Below are 14,113 nucleotides of genomic sequence, written 5' to 3'. Positions count from 1 at the left end.
CATGGCGATGACGCTCCCCGACTGGCTGCGGACCGCCCTCGAATACATCGGGTACGACTGGCCCGCGACGAACGAGGACGTGCTCACGCAATGGGCCGGTGAGTTCACGGCGCTGGGCGCCTCCGCGCTGTCCTCCCAGGGTGAGGTGAACGCCGCGATCAGGCACGTCCACGGCCAGAACGAGGGCACGGGGATCGACGCCTTCATGGCCCGGATGAATGATCCCGACAACAACGCCGACGCCCTCGGCAGCTTCAAGGAGGCCTGTGACATCGCCTCCACCTGCTGCTCGGTCTGCTCCGGGATCGTCGTCACCATGAAACTCGCGGTCATCGCCCAGCTCGCGATCCTGGCAGTCAGCCTCGCCTCCGGCCCCGGCGCCCTCGTCGTACGCCAGGGCGTCAAGTGGGCCATCGACGCCGCGATCAACGTCGTGGTCGACCGCGTGCTGAACGGAGTCGGCTGATGGCAAAACCCACGCGACTCGCGAAAGGCATCGCGAAGCAGATCAACCCCAAGCTGAAATACAACAAGAAGGGCGTCAGGGAGTTCGAGGTCGACTCCTACCGAGGCCTGAACAACCGCGCGCGTCCCCACGACAAGATGCAGCACGACCACATCCCTTCAGCGGCTGCACTCAAGAAGGCCGAGGAGGACCGTCTGGGCCGCAAGCTGACCAAGGCCGAGGCTCGTCGCATCGAGCAGGAGGGCACCACGATCGCGGTCCGCGACGCGGACCACGCGAAAAGCCGAACCTACAAGAACAAGAACACCCCGGAACAGATCGCGAACGACGCGAAGGACCTCAACGCAGCACAAGAACGCGATCTCGCCCAAATGCGGCAGACAATGCGGGAGAACGGACACTCCGAAGAGCGCATCAACGCTACGCTGGAAAAAATCCGCGAACGAAACAGGAAGCAGGGGATATGAGCGGCCTGAACGGTCCGATCACCGCCTTCACCAAGGTCCTGGGCAGGTCCGAGGGCGACGACGCGATCTTGGATGCCGTCGACGAGGTGGGAACAGCCTTCGTCCCCGAAACCATGGCCGACGGGGAGACCTACTGGTCCTTCAACGGCGAAGGCGTCGAGTTCCTCTACGAAGGTGCGGTCCTGACCACCGTCTTCTTCCATCGAACCACCGACCCCGACGACCCCGAGCTTGGCACATGGGAGCGCCCGCTCATCGAGGGTCTCCCCATCGACTTCACCCAGGAGCAGGCCCTCACCCTCCTCGGCACTCCCGAAGCCTCGGGGCACGGCGACCACGGGCCGTGGCACAGGTTCACCCTCGACCAGGGTCACCTGCACCTCGATTTCAGTAACACCACATGTCGGCTGATCACGATCATGCACGACCTCCCGTGACCGGGCCAGACCGCCCGTTCACCCGCAACTCTCCCGAGTGAACGGCCCCGAGGAGCGACCGCCGGTTGGGTCTTTGCCATACACCGCTCACCCGGCGCGTAGCGTGCCAGCACGACCGAACTGAACGCCCGACTCTGCTCGGCCCTCGCGGCGGCGGTCCGGGCGAACTGGTCGCCTGGGCCGAGCGCACGCCTGACCCACCGGGTCGCACCGGTCCGCAACCGGCCTTAAAGCGAAGGGCCGCTCCCCCTCGGGGAGCGACCCTTCGCAAACGGTCAGCCGGTGAGGCTCACTTGGCCTTCTCGACGATCTCGAGCAGACGCCAGCGCTTGGTGCGCGACAGCGGGCGCGTCTCCATGATGCGCACGCGGTCGCCCTGGCCGGCCTCGTTGTTGTCGTCGTGGGCCTTGAGGCGCACGGTCTTGGTCATGACCTTGCCGTAGAGGCGGTGCTTCACGCGGTCCTCGACAGCGACGACGATGGTCTTGTCCATCTTGTCGGACACGACCATGCCCTCGCGAACCTTGCGGGCCGAGGTGCGCTCGGTCGACTCGGTGGTCTTCTCGGTGGTGTTCTCAGCCATGATCACGCCTTCTTCTTCGTCTCGGGCTGGTCGACATCAGGCTCGTCCACGATGCCCAGGTTGCGCTCCTGGAGCACGGTGTAGATGCGGGCGATGTCCTTGCGGACGGCGCGCAGCCGACCGTGCGACTCGAGCTGGCCGGTGGCCGCCTGGAAGCGGAGCGAGAACAGCTCCTCCTTCAGCTCGACAACCTTCTTGTTCAGCTCGTCGCGCGACAGGCCGCGGAGCTCGGCGGCAACAAGAGTCTTCGCCATCACTGGTCACCACCTTCGCGCTTGATGAAGCGGGCCTTCATGGGGAGCTTGTGGATCGCGAGGCGCATGGCCTCGCGAGCCACCTCCTCGGGGACGCCGGAGAGCTCGAACATGACGCGTCCGGGCTTGACGTTGGCGACCCACCACTCGGGCGAGCCCTTGCCGGAACCCATTCGGGTCTCGGCGGGCTTCTTGGTCAACGGGCGGTCGGGGTAGATGTTGATCCACACCTTGCCACCACGCTTGATGTGACGGGTCATGGCGATACGAGCGGACTCGATCTGACGGTTCGTCACGTAGGCGGCCTCGAGGGCCTGGATGCCGTACTCACCGAAAGCGAGCTGGTTGCCACCCTTGGACATGCCGGTGCGCTTGGGGTGGTGCTGCTTGCGGTACTTGACTCGACGAGGTACCAGCATGATCAGGCTCCTGCGGTCTCGGTAGCGGGAGCAGCCTGCGCGGCTGCGTCGTTGTTCGCGCCCTCGGCGCCCTCGGCACGACGGCGGCCGCCGCGCTCCGGACGGTCACCGCGGCCGGGACGGCCACCGCGCTGGGGACGGCCACCACGGCCACCCGGGGCGTTGTTGCGAGCGGCCTTCTGGGCTGCGCGCTCAGCACGCGTACCCGAGACGTCGCCCTTGTAGATCCAGACCTTCACGCCGATGCGCCCGAACGTCGTACGCGCCTCGTAGAAGCCGTAGTCGATGTCGGCGCGCAGGGTGTGCAGCGGCACCTGACCCTCGCGGTAGAACTCCGAGCGCGACATCTCGGCACCGCCGAGACGGCCGGAGCACTTGATGCGGATGCCCTTGGCGCCGGCGCGCATGGCCGACTGCTGGGCCTTGCGCATGGCGCGACGGAAGGCGACACGCTGACCGAGCTGCTCGGCGACGCCCTGGGCCACCAGCTGGGCATCGATCTCGGGGTTCTTGACCTCGAGGATATTCAGCTGGACCTGCTTGCCGGTGAGCTTCTCGAGCTCGCCGCGCACACGCTCCGCCTCGGCGCCGTTGCGGCCGATGACGATGCCCGGGCGGGCGGCGTACAGGAAGATGGTCACGCGCTCGGAGCGACGCTCGATCTCGACCGACGAGATGCCGGCGCGCTCGAGGTTGGACGTGAGGAAGTCACGGATCTTGACGTCCTCGCCCACCATCTCCTTGTAATTCTTCTCGGCGAACCAACGGGTCTTGTGGTCGGTCGTGATCCCGAGGCGGAAGCCGTGCGGGTTGATCTTCTGACCCATCTCAGGCCTCCTTCTCGGTCTCGTTCGCGGCCTTGTTGGCCTTCTTCGGCGTGTTCTCACGGGCCTCTCGGGGCTCGACGACCACGGTGATGTGGCTGCCGCGCTTGAGGATGCGCGACGCGGAGCCCTTGGCGCGGGCGCGGATGCGACGCATGGTCACACCCTCGTCCACGAACGCCTGGGAGATGTAGAGGTCGTCGGCACGCAGCGAGTCGGTGTTCTCCGCGTTCGCGGCGGCGCTGGCGACGACCTTGTAGACGGGCTCCGCGGCGGCCTGCGGTGCGAACTTCAGCACCGTCAGGGCCTCGTTGACGTCCATGCCGCGGACGATGTCCACGACACGGCGCACCTTGGTGGGGGACATCCGGACGTGACGCGCGATGGCGTACGAGCCAGGACGATCCCCGAGCAGTGCGGCGCGGCGGCTGGGCCGTGCCTTCTCTTCGATGCTCATCAGATTCTGTTCCTATCCCTCACGCTGGCTCAGCGGCCGCGCTTCGACTTGCGGTCGTCCTTGACGTGACCCTTGAACGTACGCGTGGGCGCGAACTCGCCCAGCTTGTGACCGACCATGGAGTCGGTGACGAACACCGGCACGTGCTTGCGGCCGTCGTGCACCGCGATCGTCATGCCGATCATCTCGGGGATGATCATCGAGCGGCGCGACCAGGTCTTGATCACGGCGTTCTTCGAACCCTTCTCCGCCTGGACCTCCACCTTCTTCAGGAGGTGGTCATCGACGAAGGGACCCTTCTTCAGGCTGCGTGGCATATCTCAGACTCCTGCTCAGCGCTTCTTGCCGGACTTGCGGCGACGGACGATGAGACGATTGCTCGCCTTGTTCTTGTCCCGGGTGCGACCCTCGGGCTTGCCCCACGGGGAGACCGGGTGACGGCCACCGGAGGTGCGACCCTCGCCACCACCGTGCGGGTGGTCGATCGGGTTCATGACGACGCCGCGGACGGTCGGGCGCTTGCCCTTCCAGCGCGAGCGGCCGGCCTTGCCCCAGTTGATGTTCGACTGCTCGGCGTTGCCGACCTCGCCGACCGTGGCGCGGCAGCGGACGTCGACCATGCGCATCTCGCCCGAGGGCATGCGCAGCGTCGCCATCTTGCCCTCACGGGCGACCAGCTGGATCGCCGCGCCAGCCGAACGGCCGAGCTTGGCGCCGCCACCGGGGCGGAGCTCCACGCAGTGGACCGTCGTACCGACCGGGATGTTGCGCAGCGCCAGGTTGTTGCCCGGCTTGATGTCGGCGCCCTCGCCGGCCTCGACCACGGCGCCCTGCGTCAGGTTGTGCGGGGCGATGATGTAGCGCTTCTCACCGTCGGCGTAATGGAGCAGCGCGACGCGGGCGGTGCGGTTCGGGTCGTACTCGATGTGAGCGACCTTGGCCGGGACGCCATCCTTGTCGTAGCGCTTGAAGTCGACGATGCGGTAGGCCTGCTTGTGTCCACCGCCGATGTGACGGGTGGTGATGCGACCGGTGTTGTTGCGACCGCCGGTCTTGCTCTTCGGAGCGAGGAGCGACTTCTCCGGCGTCGACCGGGTCACCTCGACGAAGTCGGCAACGGACGAACCGCGACGGCCCGGCGTTGTCGGCTTGTACTTACGAATACCCATGGCTTCTTCCTCTCAGCTTCCCGGTCAGCTGGCCGAGCCGGCGAAGATGTCGATGCGCTGGCCGTCGGCAACGGTCACGATGGCACGCTTGGTGTCGGGACGCTTGCCCCAGCCGGCGCGCGTGCGGCGCTTCTTGCCGCTGCGGTTGATCGTGTTGACGGCGGTGACCTTGACCCCGAAGACCGTCTCTACGGCGATCTTGATCTCGGTCTTGTTGGCGTCCGGCGCGACCAGGAACGTGTACATGTTCTGGTCGATCAGGCCGTAGCTCTTCTCGGAGACCACGGGCGCGAGCAGGACGTCGCGGTGGTCGCGGATCTTGAGTGCGTCGCTCACTTGGACTCCTTGCCCTTCATGACGTTGGTGAAGCCGGCAGCCTCGGCCGACTCCTCGCTGTCGAACCAGACCTCGGCGATGGTGGTGTCGTACCACTGCGACTCGGGCGTGTGGAACTTCATCGAGTCCTCGTTGCCCTTGATGTCGAAGCCCTTCGGCGGCTTGGCGCCCCGGAATGAGCCCTTGCCGTAGTCCTTCTGGTCCTCGGCCTCGGCGGCAGCGGCGAGGTCGGCGTTGGTCGGCTCCGAGGTGTCCTCGGAGACGCCGACGGCCTTGACCGACTTACCCTTGGCCGGGCCGGCGACGAACGCGTCGAGGGCGGCCTGGGTGAAGACGACCTCGTCGGCGACGAGCACGTCGTAGGCGTTGAGCTGGTCGACGGCCAGCGCGTGGATGTTCGCGGCGTTGCGCAGCGACAGCCAGGCGACGTCCTCGTCACGACCGAGCACCACCAGGACCTTGTCGGTCTTGGTGACCGCGGCCAGTGCGGCGAGGGCGGCCTTGGTGGAGGGTGCGCCACCCTCGACCAGCGACTTGACCACGTATAGGCGGCCGTCGCGGGCGCGGTCGGACAGCGCACCGCGGAGGGCGGCGGCGATCATCTTCTTGGGGGTCTTCTGGGCGTAGCCACGCGGGGTGGGGCCGTGGACAGTACCACCACCGACCCACTGCGGGGCACGCGTCGAGCCCTGCCGGGCGCGACCGGTGCCCTTCTGCCGCCACGGCTTCTTGCCGCCGCCGGAGACCTCGCCACGACCCTTGGTGTCGTGGGTGCCCTGGCGGGCCGCAGCCAGCTGGGCCACGACGACCTGGTGGATCAGCGGCACATTCGGCTCGAGGCCGAACAGGTCGGCCGGCAGGTCGGCGGTGCCGGCCTTCTTGCCCTCGGCGTCGAGGACGTCGATGCTGAGGTCGCTCATGCCTTCTCACCCTTCTTCGAAGCGGTACGCAGGACGACCAGGCCGCCCTTGACGCCGGGGACCGCACCCTTGACGAGGATGAGGCCGCGCTCGGTGTCGACCGAGTGGATCTCGAGGTTCTGCACGGTCACCTTGTCGACTCCCATGCGGCCAGCCATGCGCAGGCCCTTGAAGACGCGACCGGGGGTCGCGCAGCCGCCGATGGAGCCCGGCGAGCGGTGCTTGCGGTGGACACCGTGGGAGGCGCGCAGGCCGTGGAAGCCGTGGCGCTTCATGACACCGGCGGTGCCCTTGCCCCTGCTGACACCGGTGACGTCGACGACGTTGCCGGCCTCGAACACGTCGGCGTTCAGCTCCTGGCCGAGCTCGTAGGACGAGGCATCGGCGGTGCGCAGCTCGACGAGATGCTTGCGGGGGGTCACGCCGGCCTTCTCGAAATGGCCAGCGGACGGCTTGGTGACCTTCTTGGCCTTGACGGCGCCGAAGCCGAGCTGGACGGCGTTGTAGCCGTCGGCTTCGGGCGTACGGACCTGCGTGACGACACAGGGGCCAGCCTGGATCACGGTGACGGGGACGACCTTGTTGTTGTCGTCCCACAGCTGGGTCATGCCGAGCTTGGTGCCCAGGATGCCCTTGACGTTGCGTTCAACGGTGGTGCTCATGTCAGATCACGTCCCTCAGAGCTTGATCTCGATATCCACGCCCGCCGGCAGGTCGAGACGCATGAGCGAGTCGACGGTCTTCGGGGTGGGATCGATGATGTCGATGAGCCGCTTGTGCGTACGCATCTCGAAGTGCTCGCGGCTGTCCTTGTACTTGTGGGGCGAACGGATCACACAGAACACGTTCTTCTCGGTCGGCAGCGGCACCGGGCCGGCGACCTTGGCACCCGTACGCGTCACCGTGTCGACGATCTTGCGCGCCGACGAATCGATGACCTCGTGGTCATAGGCCTTGAGCCTGATGCGGATCTTTTGTCCCGCCACAGTTCGTCCTTCTCTCGTCCCTGCTGGTCCGGATGGCTCTGGTGAGCCGCCAGTTCATGCATTGCTCCGACCCACGCGGTCGGGCGTGTCGCACCTGCTGGACGCGTGCGGAGCAGCACTGTGCTCCACTTTCACTGTCTGGCTGAAGTGACACTCACCCGGCCGGGTCTCACGGTTCGGCGCAACGCACGGCAGGGTTCTGGAGGGGGAAGGTCACTTCTGTCCAGTTATCAAATGCCCTGTTTCCATGGCTGCACCCCGGCGACCCGCCGGAGCAACCTGACTATCTTGACAGACATCGCCGACGAGACCAAATCCGGCGTCGTTCGCCCCCTGGGGTGTCCAGCCGGGAGAATGTGACCGTGGAGATCGTCATCCAGCTCACCGTGTTCGCCGTCACCGTCATGGCCGGCACGGTCCTCGCCCAGCGCCTGCGCGTGCAGGGCCCCCTGCTCCTGCTCCTACTGGGCGTTATCGGGTCCTACGTGCCCTTCGTCCACGAACCTCACCTCTCCCCCGAGCTCGTGCTGGTCGGCATCCTGCCTCCCCTGCTGTATGCCGCAGCGGTCAACACGTCGTTGGTGGACTTCCGCGAGAACATCTCCGCGATCGGCTGGCTGTCGGTCGGTCTGGTGCTGTTCACTGCCCTCGGCGTGGGCCTCGTACTGTGGCGGGTCCTCGACGTGCCATTCGCCGCGGCGTTCGCCCTCGGCGCGGTCGTCGCACCACCGGATGCCGTCGCCGCGACGGCCGTCGCGCGTCAGATCGGGCTCCCCCGCCGGGTCGTGACCATCCTGGAGGGCGAGTCGCTGGTCAACGACGCCACCGCGCTGGTGTCGCTGCGTACGGCCGTGGCGGCCCTCGCGGCCCCCGTGACCGTCGTGGCCGTCGGACTCGACTTCGCGAAGGCCGTGCTCGTCGCGGTGCTGGTCGGCGTCGTCGTCGCCAAGGTCGGCACGCTCGTGTTCAAGCGCATCGAGGACCCGCTCGTGACGACCGTCCTGAGCTTTCTCGTGCCGTTCGTCGCGTACGTCCCCGCCGAGGAAATGCACGCGTCGGGCGTTTTGGCCGTGGTGGTGGCCGGCCTGCTCGTCGGACACGCCAGCCAGACCCACCAGACCGCCCAGGCCCGCATGTCCCAGCGCCTCAACTGGGCGACGGTGCAGTTCCTGCTCGAGAACTCGGTGTTCCTCATGATCGGCCTGCAGGTGCGTCGCATCTTCGCCGAGGGCATGGCCGAGTCGTCCCCGGCCCGGCTGGCGCTGGCCTGCGGGGCGACCCTCCTGACGGTCATCGTGCTTCGTGTGGCCTGGATGACCGTGAGCCGGCTGTGGCTGGTGCCTGACAGGCGGCGTGGGCGCGAGCCGCACCTGTCGTGGCAGGAGTCCGCGGTGGTCTCGTGGGCCGGCATGCGCGGCGTGGTCACGTTGGCCGCCGCCCTCACCCTCCCGCTCTCGACGCCCCTGCGGGCGACGCTCGTGCTCGTCGCGCTGGTCACCACGCTGGGCACGCTCATCCTCCAGGGCCTCACCCTGCCCGCGCTCGCCAGGCACCTGGGCGTGCGCGGCCCCGACCCGCGCGAGGACGCCCTTCAGGAGGCCACGGTGCTGCAGACGGCCATGCGTGAGGGGCTCGTTGCGGCCGAGCGTGCCGCCGGGCCGAACGACCAGGCCGTCCTCGACCGGCTCACCGAGACCTACGAGAACCGCGTCAACGCCGCCTGGGAACGGCTGGGACGCACGGCCGACGAGGTCGACACCCCGTCGGACGCGTACCGTCGCCTGCGCCTGACCGCGCTCGAGGCCGAACGTGCGGCCGTGCTGCGGATGCGGGGCGGGGGCGAGGTCGACCAAGAGGTGCTGGCCCACGTGCTCGTCGCCCTCGACATGGAGGAGTCGATGCTCGTACGCGTCGACGAGCGCGCCGCACAGGTCGTCGGGTCGCCGCTCGAGCCGGCCCTCCCCGAGTCGCCCTGCGACCACCTCGCCGAGACGCCGTTCACGCACGCACCGGACGGCGACGGTCCGGTGTGCAGCGGCTGCGAGCGCGAGGGCACCGCGCCGGTGCACCTGCGCATGTGCCTCGTGTGCGGGCACGTCGGCTGCTGCGACTCCTCGGAGGGCCACCACGCCACCCGCCACTTCGAGGAGACCGGCCACCCGGTCATGCGCTCGGTCGAGCCGGGCGAGTCCTGGCGGTGGTGCTACGTCGACGAGCTCCTCGGGAGCTGAGCAGGGGCTCGGTGGGCGTGCTGAATCTGCGAATAATGCTGCTCAGCGCGCCGTTCCAGGGCGTCTGGGGGGCAACTTTCTGCTGATTCGGCACGCGGGCCGACGCCCGCGCGTCAGCGCAGGGCGCGGTTTCGTGCCGCCCTCGGACCTCGCGAGCGTCGACACCGTGGGGTAGCGGTGGCCGAAGCCGACGAAGAGGATCGCGTGGTCGTTCTCGGCGCCAGGTTGGGGTGCTGGCGCAGCCGCTACGGCTCGTCTCGTTTTTGAAGCCGCGGTCGTCGATCGCGACCAACTGCTTGTGGAGATGGTCGAACGAGGCGTCGTGGCCGGCGGCGAGTGCGCGCTGGCGTACGCCCTTCAGCACGTGGGCCCGGCCGGTTGCCGCGACCGGGCACGGTCCACACCTGCGACCCGGTGAAGGGGTTGGGCTGCTCGACGGTGCCGTCGGCCATCCTCTGCAGGTAGGCGGTAGGGAAAGATGGGTGATCTGCCCGGCTATATCCTGCCCCTCGAGGTGGTTCGCGCAGTCGCTAGGGTGGGCCCGTGCAGACGCCCCTCTCGACCTATCGATTCCAGATCCGCCCCTCGCTGACGCTGCAGGACGCGGCCGACCTCGCCGACTATCTGGCCGAGCTGGGCGCCGACGCCTACTACCTGTCGCCGCTGCTGACCGCGACGACCGACTCCGACCACGGCTACGACACCACCGATCCCACTAGGATCGACCCGACGCGCGGCGGCGAGGAGGGCTGGCAGGCGCTGGTCCACGCGGCGCGCGAACGCGGGCTCAAGATCGTGGTCGACATCGTGCCGAACCACCTCGGCATCTCCGTGCCCGAGCAGAACCCCGCGTGGTGGGACGTGCTGGCGAAGGGGCGCGACTCCGCGTACGCGGGCTGGTTCGACATCGACTGGACCCGCGAGCCCGTGCTGGTCCCGGTGCTGGGCGACGACATCGAGAACGTCGTCCTCGCCGACGGCGACGAAGGTCCCGAGGTCCGCTACCACGAGCACCGCTTCCCGGTCGCCGAGGGGACGTACGCCGACGGCGACTCCGTCAGCGACGTGCTCGCCCGCCAGCACTACCGCCTCGCCCCGTGGCGCGAAGGCGCCGCCCAGCTGAACTACCGCCGCTTCTTCGCCGTGACGACGCTCGCCGGCGTACGCGTCGAGGACGAGGCCGTGTTCGACGCGACCCACGAGCGGGTGCTGCGCTGGGTCAACGAGGACCACATCGAGGGCCTGCGGATCGACCACCCGGACGGCCTGGTCGATCCGGGCGCCTACCTGCAGCGCCTGCGCGAGAAGGCACCCGAGCAATGGATCGTCGCCGAGAAGATCCTCGAGCACGGGGAGGTGCTCCCCCACGACTGGCCGGTGGAGGGCACGACGGGCTACGACGCGATGAACGAGATCGGCCGGCTCATGGTCGACCCGCGCGCCGAGGAGCGCTTCACCCGGCTCTACCGCGAGTTGACCGGCGACAAGGGCGACCTCGCCGAACATATCCTGCGGGGCAAGCGCATGGCCGCGACCGTGCTGCTGCCGGCCGAGCTGGGTCGCCTCGTGGCGCTTCTGCCCGAGCCGGTCGACGGTGCGCGAGAGGCGATCACCGAGCTGGCCGCCCACATGGAGGTCTACCGCTCCTACGTGCCCGACGGGGTCGAGCATCTGCAGGCCGCGGCCGACGCCGCCCGGGCGGAGAGGCCCGAGCTGGCCGCCGCGCTCGACGCGCTCGTGCCGGTGCTGTCGGACCGATACAACGAGGTCGCGCGCCGCTTCCAGCAGTTCTCCGGCGCCGTCATGGCCAAGGGTGTGGAGGACACGGCCTACTACCGCTACGCGCGGTTCGTCGGGCTCAACGAGGTCGGCGGCAACCCAGCCGCGTTCGGCCAGACCCTCGACGGCTTCCACGCCGAGCAGGAGCGGCGCCAGGCCACCCAGCCCCGGTCGATGACCTCGTTGTCGACCCACGACACCAAGCGCGGCGAGGACGTCCGCGCCCGCCTCGCCGTCCTGAGCGAGGTCGGCGACCACTGGGCCGAGCTCGCCGCCGACTTCCTCGCCCACGGTCGCGATGTTCCGAACCGCGCGTTCGTCTACTTCCTCGCCCAGAACGTCGTCGGCGCGGGCCTCGTCGAGCGCGAGCGCCTCCACGCGTACGCCGAGAAGGCCGCCCGCGAAGCCGCCGACGGCACCACCTGGAACGACCCCGACGCCGACTTCGAGTCCGCGGTGCACGGGCTGGTCGACGCGGTGTACGACGACGAGGTGCTCAACGATCACGTCGAGCGCTTCCTGTCCCTGATCGAACAACCGGGCTGGTCGAACTCGCTGGCCCAGAAGCTCGTCCAGCTGACGATGCCCGGCGTGCCCGACGTCTATCAGGGCACCGAGCTGTGGGAGGACTCGCTCGTCGACCCCGACAACCGTCGACCGGTCGACTTCGCCGCGCGCCGCGCCATCCTCGCGCGCGACGAGCCCCCCCACGTCGAAGGCACGGGAGCCGCGAAGCTGTGGGTCGTCACGAAAGCGTTGCGCCTGCGCCGCGACCGCCCCGAGCTGTTCACCACGTACGCGCCGCTGCGCGCCGAGGGCGGGGCGGCCGAGCACCTGGTGGCGTTCGACCGCGGCGGGGCGATCACGCTTGCCACGCGCCTGCCGTACACGCTGGCGACCGAGGGAGGTTGGCGCGAGACCATGATCGACCTCCCGCCCTGCACCGACGTGCTCACCGGCGTACGCCACTCCGGTCGCGTGCGCGTAGCCGACGTGCTCGACCGGCTGCCGGTGGCGCTGCTCGTGCGGGACTGACGTGGCCGACGTGGCGCGGACGCGGGCCCTGCTCCGGGCCCGTGACGTGATGGACCGCCGCTACGCCGAGCCGCTCGACCTGCCGGCGCTGGCGGCGGTGGTCCACCTCTCGCCGAGCCAGTTCCTGCGCGCGTTCGCCGCCACGTTCGGCGAGACGCCCCACCAGTACCTCTACCGGCGCCGGATCGAGCGCGCCGCGGTGCTGCTGCGCACGACCGACCGGCCGGTCACCGACATCGCGTACGCCGTCGGCTACGGCTCGGTCGGCACGTTCACCCGCACCTTCGGCCGCCTGATGGGGCGTACGCCGACCGCCCACCGCGCGCTGGGGCCGCTCCCGCCGGCGCCGGGGTGCTGGGTCATGGCGGCGGGCCGGCCGGCGGCCCACGCCGGGCCGGCCGCCGGGTCCGCGGACGCCGATTTCGGAGAAGCGGGCGCGGCGACCGGCCCGTAGCGTGGTGGCCATGTTCACCAACATCGCCATCACGCCCCTGTTCGTCTCCGACCAGGACGCCGCCCTGCGGTTCTACACCGAGGTGCTCGGGTTCGAGGTCCACACCGACGCCGACCTCGGCGTCATGCGCTGGCTCACGATCAGCCTGCCGGGCCACCCCGAGCGCGAGATCATCCTGCAGCGGCCGGGCGCGCCGTCGCTGGACCCCGCCACCGCCGAGCAGGTCGTCGAGCTCACCGCCCGCGGCGCCACCACGTGGGTCGTGCTGCAGACCGACGACGTCCACGCCGCGTACGCCACCCTCACCGAGCGCGGCGCCGAGATCACCCAGGAGCCCATGGAGCGCGAGTACGGCACCGACATGGCCCTGCGCGACCCGTTCGGCAACCAGATCCGCATCACCCAGCCGCCGCGGGGCTGAGCCGGCGTACGATCGCCGGATGGGGAAGACGAAGCGACTCGACAAGGGCGTCTACGAGGCCGAGCTCCTGCGCCTGCAGGCCGAGCTGGTCAAGATGCAGGAGTGGGTGAAGGCCACGGGCCAGCGCGTCGTGGTGGTCTTCGAGGGCCGCGACGCCGCCGGCAAGGGCGGCGCGATCAAGCGCGTCACCGAATACCTCAACCCGCGCGTGGCCAAGATCGTCGCGCTCCCCGCGCCGACCGACCGGCAGCAGACGCAGTGGTACTTCCAGCGCTACGTCGAGCACCTGCCCGCGGTCGGCGAGATCGTGCTGTTCGACCGGTCCTGGTACAACCGCGCGGGCGTCGAGAAGGTCATGGGCTACTGCACCCAGGCCGAGTACCACCGCTTCCTCCACCAGACGCCGATCTTCGAGCGCCTGCTCATCGAGGACGGCATCCTGCTGCGCAAGTACTGGTTCTCGGTGTCGGACAAGGAGCAGGAGAAGCGCTTCCGCTCGCGGCTGACCGACCCCATGCGCCGCTGGAAGCTCTCCCCCACCGACCTCGAGTCGCTGACCCGCTGGGAGGACTACTCGCGCGCGAAGGACGAGATGCTCGTGCACACCGACATCCCCGAGGCGCCGTGGAACGTGGTCGAGTCGGAGGACAAGCGCCGCGCCCGCATCAACATGATCAAGCACCTGCTCGACTCGATCCCCTACGAGGACGTGCCGGTGCCCGAGATCGAGTTCCCGAAGCGGCCGCCGTCGACCGGCTACCAGCGCCCCGACCGGCAGCTCCAGCACGAGGTCCCCGACTACGCGGCGACCCTGCCGAAGACCGTCGAGGAGAGGGAGGGCAAGAAGCTCAGGCACGGGCGCGAGCGCACCTGAG

Annotated in this window: 20 protein-coding genes; 8 read left to right on the top strand and 12 right to left on the bottom strand. The window is 68.9% G+C overall.

The window, feature by feature from the left end:
- Position 1: 1 nt before the first annotated feature.
- From ACYVGD_RS12045 to ACYVGD_RS12035, 3 genes are read left to right on the top strand one after another with little or no spacing between them, the layout of a single operon-like run.
- Positions 2-466 carry a WXG100-like domain-containing protein gene (locus tag ACYVGD_RS12045; protein WP_460743902.1) on the top strand — a complete coding sequence of 155 codons (465 nt, stop codon included), beginning with the start codon at positions 2-4 and terminating at the stop codon, positions 464-466.
- Positions 466-933, top strand: a complete 468-nt coding sequence (locus tag ACYVGD_RS12040; protein WP_460743901.1) for a hypothetical protein — start codon at positions 466-468, stop codon at positions 931-933. The genes ACYVGD_RS12045 and ACYVGD_RS12040 overlap by 1 nt, the downstream gene beginning before the upstream one ends.
- Positions 930-1,370, top strand: coding sequence for a hypothetical protein (locus ACYVGD_RS12035; RefSeq protein WP_460743900.1), 441 nt, complete (start codon positions 930-932; stop codon positions 1,368-1,370). The genes ACYVGD_RS12040 and ACYVGD_RS12035 overlap by 4 nt, the downstream gene beginning before the upstream one ends.
- Positions 1,371-1,659: 289 nt before the next feature.
- On the opposite strand, the gene rpsQ is transcribed toward ACYVGD_RS12035, so the two are convergent.
- The 11 genes from rpsQ to rpsJ are packed head-to-tail and all read right to left on the bottom strand — an operon-like array spanning position 1,660 to position 7,318.
- Complete coding sequence (rpsQ, locus tag ACYVGD_RS12030; RefSeq protein ID WP_460743899.1) at positions 1,660-1,953, bottom strand: 30S ribosomal protein S17; 294 nt, start codon at positions 1,951-1,953, stop codon at positions 1,660-1,662.
- A 2-nt stretch (positions 1,954-1,955) separates the two neighbouring features.
- Positions 1,956-2,207, bottom strand: a complete 252-nt coding sequence (rpmC, locus tag ACYVGD_RS12025; protein WP_460743898.1) for a 50S ribosomal protein L29 — start codon at positions 2,205-2,207, stop codon at positions 1,956-1,958.
- Positions 2,207-2,626 (bottom strand): 50S ribosomal protein L16, encoded by a 420-nt coding sequence (gene rplP, locus ACYVGD_RS12020; RefSeq protein ID WP_460743897.1) that lies wholly within the window; start codon positions 2,624-2,626, stop codon positions 2,207-2,209. Before rplP ends, rpmC begins: the two co-directional genes overlap by 1 nt.
- A gap of 2 nt (positions 2,627-2,628) precedes the next feature.
- Positions 2,629-3,453 (bottom strand): 30S ribosomal protein S3, encoded by an 825-nt coding sequence (rpsC, locus tag ACYVGD_RS12015; protein ID WP_460743896.1) that lies wholly within the window; start codon positions 3,451-3,453, stop codon positions 2,629-2,631.
- 1 nt (position 3,454) lies between these two features.
- A complete protein-coding gene (gene rplV / locus ACYVGD_RS12010; protein ID WP_460744095.1) occupies positions 3,455-3,901 on the bottom strand; it encodes a 50S ribosomal protein L22 in 447 nt (148 codons plus the stop codon).
- 35 nt (positions 3,902-3,936) lie between these two features.
- Positions 3,937-4,224 (bottom strand): 30S ribosomal protein S19, encoded by a 288-nt coding sequence (rpsS, locus tag ACYVGD_RS12005; RefSeq protein ID WP_460743895.1) that lies wholly within the window; start codon positions 4,222-4,224, stop codon positions 3,937-3,939.
- A gap of 15 nt (positions 4,225-4,239) precedes the next feature.
- Positions 4,240-5,076, bottom strand: coding sequence for a 50S ribosomal protein L2 (rplB, locus tag ACYVGD_RS12000; protein ID WP_460743894.1), 837 nt, complete (start codon positions 5,074-5,076; stop codon positions 4,240-4,242).
- Between the two features lie 24 nt (positions 5,077-5,100).
- A complete protein-coding gene (rplW, locus tag ACYVGD_RS11995; RefSeq protein ID WP_460743893.1) occupies positions 5,101-5,412 on the bottom strand; it encodes a 50S ribosomal protein L23 in 312 nt (103 codons plus the stop codon).
- Positions 5,409-6,332, bottom strand: a complete 924-nt coding sequence (rplD, locus tag ACYVGD_RS11990) for a 50S ribosomal protein L4, sunset domain variant (RefSeq protein ID WP_460743892.1) — start codon at positions 6,330-6,332, stop codon at positions 5,409-5,411. The genes rplW and rplD overlap by 4 nt, the downstream gene beginning before the upstream one ends.
- Entirely contained in the window at positions 6,329-6,994 is a 666-nt protein-coding gene (gene rplC, locus ACYVGD_RS11985) for a 50S ribosomal protein L3 (protein WP_460743891.1), read from the bottom strand. The genes rplD and rplC overlap by 4 nt, the downstream gene beginning before the upstream one ends.
- Positions 6,995-7,009: 15 nt before the next feature.
- A complete protein-coding gene (rpsJ, locus tag ACYVGD_RS11980; protein WP_012923688.1) occupies positions 7,010-7,318 on the bottom strand; it encodes a 30S ribosomal protein S10 in 309 nt (102 codons plus the stop codon).
- Between the two features lie 362 nt (positions 7,319-7,680).
- Between rpsJ and ACYVGD_RS11975 the strand changes: the two genes are divergently transcribed.
- Positions 7,681-9,549, top strand: coding sequence for a Na+/H+ antiporter (locus ACYVGD_RS11975; RefSeq protein WP_460743890.1), 1,869 nt, complete (start codon positions 7,681-7,683; stop codon positions 9,547-9,549).
- Between the two features lie 245 nt (positions 9,550-9,794).
- Here the strand turns inward: ACYVGD_RS11975 and ACYVGD_RS11970 are convergent, their stop codons facing one another.
- Complete coding sequence (locus tag ACYVGD_RS11970; RefSeq protein WP_460743889.1) at positions 9,795-10,001, bottom strand: DUF4921 family protein; 207 nt, start codon at positions 9,999-10,001, stop codon at positions 9,795-9,797.
- Between the two features lie 91 nt (positions 10,002-10,092).
- Between ACYVGD_RS11970 and treY the strand changes: the two genes are divergently transcribed.
- From treY to ppk2, 4 genes are read left to right on the top strand one after another with little or no spacing between them, the layout of a single operon-like run.
- Positions 10,093-12,363: a malto-oligosyltrehalose synthase gene (gene treY / locus ACYVGD_RS11965; RefSeq protein WP_460743888.1), complete on the top strand. Its 2,271-nt coding sequence runs from the start codon at positions 10,093-10,095 to the stop codon at positions 12,361-12,363.
- A 1-nt stretch (position 12,364) separates the two neighbouring features.
- Positions 12,365-12,817 (top strand): helix-turn-helix domain-containing protein, encoded by a 453-nt coding sequence (locus ACYVGD_RS11960; RefSeq protein WP_460743887.1) that lies wholly within the window; start codon positions 12,365-12,367, stop codon positions 12,815-12,817.
- Positions 12,818-12,827: 10 nt separating this feature from the next.
- Complete coding sequence (locus tag ACYVGD_RS11955; protein WP_460743886.1) at positions 12,828-13,238, top strand: VOC family protein; 411 nt, start codon at positions 12,828-12,830, stop codon at positions 13,236-13,238.
- A 19-nt stretch (positions 13,239-13,257) separates the two neighbouring features.
- Positions 13,258-14,112: a polyphosphate kinase 2 gene (ppk2, locus tag ACYVGD_RS11950; protein WP_460743885.1), complete on the top strand. Its 855-nt coding sequence runs from the start codon at positions 13,258-13,260 to the stop codon at positions 14,110-14,112.
- Position 14,113 lies beyond the last annotated feature (1 nt).

It is taken from the genome of Mariniluteicoccus endophyticus (genome assembly GCF_054780035.1).
The sequence above is the reverse complement of the archived record's forward strand: the minus strand, read 5'-3'. Positions and strand labels throughout refer to the sequence as shown.

Coding starts and splice junctions, on each gene's coding strand:
- rpmC (WP_460743898.1), bottom strand. CDS start 2,207: ATGGCGAAGACTCTTGTTGCCGCCGAGCTCCGCGGCCTGTCGCGCGAC.
- rplB (WP_460743894.1), bottom strand. CDS start 5,076: ATGGGTATTCGTAAGTACAAGCCGACAACGCCGGGCCGTCGCGGTTCG.
- rplP (WP_460743897.1), bottom strand. CDS start 2,626: ATGCTGGTACCTCGTCGAGTCAAGTACCGCAAGCAGCACCACCCCAAG.
- rplD (WP_460743892.1), bottom strand. CDS start 6,332: ATGAGCGACCTCAGCATCGACGTCCTCGACGCCGAGGGCAAGAAGGCC.
- rpsQ (WP_460743899.1), bottom strand. CDS start 1,953: ATGGCTGAGAACACCACCGAGAAGACCACCGAGTCGACCGAGCGCACC.
- ACYVGD_RS11970 (WP_460743889.1), bottom strand. CDS start 10,001: ATGGCCGACGGCACCGTCGAGCAGCCCAACCCCTTCACCGGGTCGCAG.
- ACYVGD_RS12040 (WP_460743901.1), top strand. CDS start 466: ATGGCAAAACCCACGCGACTCGCGAAAGGCATCGCGAAGCAGATCAAC.
- ppk2 (WP_460743885.1), top strand. CDS start 13,258: ATGGGGAAGACGAAGCGACTCGACAAGGGCGTCTACGAGGCCGAGCTC.
- ACYVGD_RS12045 (WP_460743902.1), top strand. CDS start 2: ATGGCGATGACGCTCCCCGACTGGCTGCGGACCGCCCTCGAATACATC.
- rpsC (WP_460743896.1), bottom strand. CDS start 3,453: ATGGGTCAGAAGATCAACCCGCACGGCTTCCGCCTCGGGATCACGACC.
- ACYVGD_RS11955 (WP_460743886.1), top strand. CDS start 12,828: ATGTTCACCAACATCGCCATCACGCCCCTGTTCGTCTCCGACCAGGAC.
- rplC (WP_460743891.1), bottom strand. CDS start 6,994: ATGAGCACCACCGTTGAACGCAACGTCAAGGGCATCCTGGGCACCAAG.
- rpsS (WP_460743895.1), bottom strand. CDS start 4,224: ATGCCACGCAGCCTGAAGAAGGGTCCCTTCGTCGATGACCACCTCCTG.
- ACYVGD_RS12035 (WP_460743900.1), top strand. CDS start 930: ATGAGCGGCCTGAACGGTCCGATCACCGCCTTCACCAAGGTCCTGGGC.